The 1,674-nt window shown below is 30.4% G+C and carries 2 protein-coding genes; both read left to right on the top strand.

What is annotated here, in order from left to right; genetic code table 11:
* Positions 1-867: DUF4368 domain-containing protein (locus tag HMPREF2782_RS08210; RefSeq protein ID WP_148130031.1), on the top strand; the 867-nt coding region annotated here is incomplete at its 5' end.
* Between the two features lie 56 nt (positions 868-923).
* Positions 924-1,490: a GNAT family N-acetyltransferase gene (locus HMPREF2782_RS08205; RefSeq protein ID WP_070642220.1), complete on the top strand. Its 567-nt coding sequence runs from the start codon at positions 924-926 to the stop codon at positions 1,488-1,490.
* Positions 1,491-1,674: the final 184 nt, after the last annotated feature.

Genomic DNA, 1,674 nt, shown 5'->3' with positions numbered 1-1,674 from the left:
GTAGACTACAAAACCAAGAAACGAAGAAAGGCAAAAGAAGATGAACTCATTATCTTCAAAAATACCCATGAAGCAATCATTTATGAAGAAACATGGAATAATGCTCAAAGGTTAAGAAAAACAGTAAGAAGAAGCCCAAAGTATGGTACAACCTCCCACCCATTTACAGGACTTTTAATCTGTTCTGATTGTGGAGGAAAGTTAAGTTACAGAGAGCCGGCAGAACATAAAGAAAAGAAATACGATTGTGATTATTGTTTTGTGTGCCAACATTACAGACACAGAAAAGGCACTTGCAGTATGCACTACATCAAAGTAAAAACAGTCAATGAAATTCTCTTAAAATCCATCAAAGAAATCACAGACTTTGCCAAAGAAGAAAAGCAAGAATTTCTAAAAGTGATGAATAAATTATCCGATGAAAAAAGAGAAGAAAAGTATCAAGGGGATAAAGAAAAGTTAGAAAAACTGTCATCAAGGAATGAAAAACTAACAACCTTAATTACAAAGCTATATGAAGACCACGCACTTGGAAAAATTCCCGCAAAACACTTTGACAGATTATTTAATACCTATGATACGGAGCAACAAGACTTAGAAAAGCAAATACAGTATTTTGAAAATGAAATAGAAAGCTATCATCAGAGAAAAATTGATACCGATAAATTCCTAAAAATGATAGAGAAATATATAGATATTGAGGAACTGACAGTACCAATGATAAATGAGTATATAGAAAAAGTTGTAGTCCATGAAGCCACAGGGGGAAGAAAAGGCAAAGACAGAAAACAACAAGTTGATGTGTATTTTAACTTTATAGGTAACTGTCAAGTACCACAGAAAGAGGAGATAGAAAAACTGGCTTAAAAATGTTATAATATATAACAAATTTAGTGAGATATATTAGTTAGGAGGACGAAACTATGTCAAATATATATGAGAATGTTCCTAAATTTGAAAGTGAAAAATTTTCACTTCGATTTGTAGATAAAGCTGATGTAGATGATTTACTTGAAGTTTATAGTGACAAAAATTCATTGCCATTTTTTAATAGTGATAATTGTGATGGTGATAATTTTTACTATCCAACAAAAGATAAGATGGAACAGGCTATTGATTTTTGGCTAAAATCATATCAGACAAAATGGTTCGTTCGTTGGGTTATAATTGATAAGATTTCATTGAAAACGATTGGAACTATTGAACTGTTTAATAGAACATCAGAAGATAAGTTTAATGGAATGGGCGTACTTAGACTGGATTTGAAAAGCGAATATGAAAAAGAAGAAGTTATTAAAGAAATTTTAGAGCTTATAGTTTCGCCAACTTATGAACTATTTGATTGCGAAGAAGTTATTACTAAAGTTCCTAATTACGCCATTGAAAGAATGTCAGCTGCATCTGGAATTGGTTTTAAAAAATCGGATAATTTTTTAGTAGGAACGCATGATGGATATTCATATAAAGATTATTGGACAATTCATAAATAAAAAATAGTAGATTAGCAAAAAATATAGTTAAAATTCAAGGAAACAGTAAATCAAATCGGTTTACTGTTTTTTCTTTGCTCAAAATTAGAAAGAAAGGAAAACAGAAAATGAAAAACATAGATGAAAAAATTTTAATGGCAGAAGAAGGAATTAAGCAGTTACAAAACAAAAGAAAAAAGCTCAT

Origin of the sequence: Anaerococcus sp. HMSC068A02 (genome assembly GCF_001811125.1) — a bacterium.
GTDB lineage: Bacteria > Bacillota > Clostridia > Tissierellales > Peptoniphilaceae > Anaerococcus > Anaerococcus vaginalis_C.
Note: the sequence above shows the minus strand (reverse complement) of the source record. Positions and strands in the feature narration are given on the sequence as shown.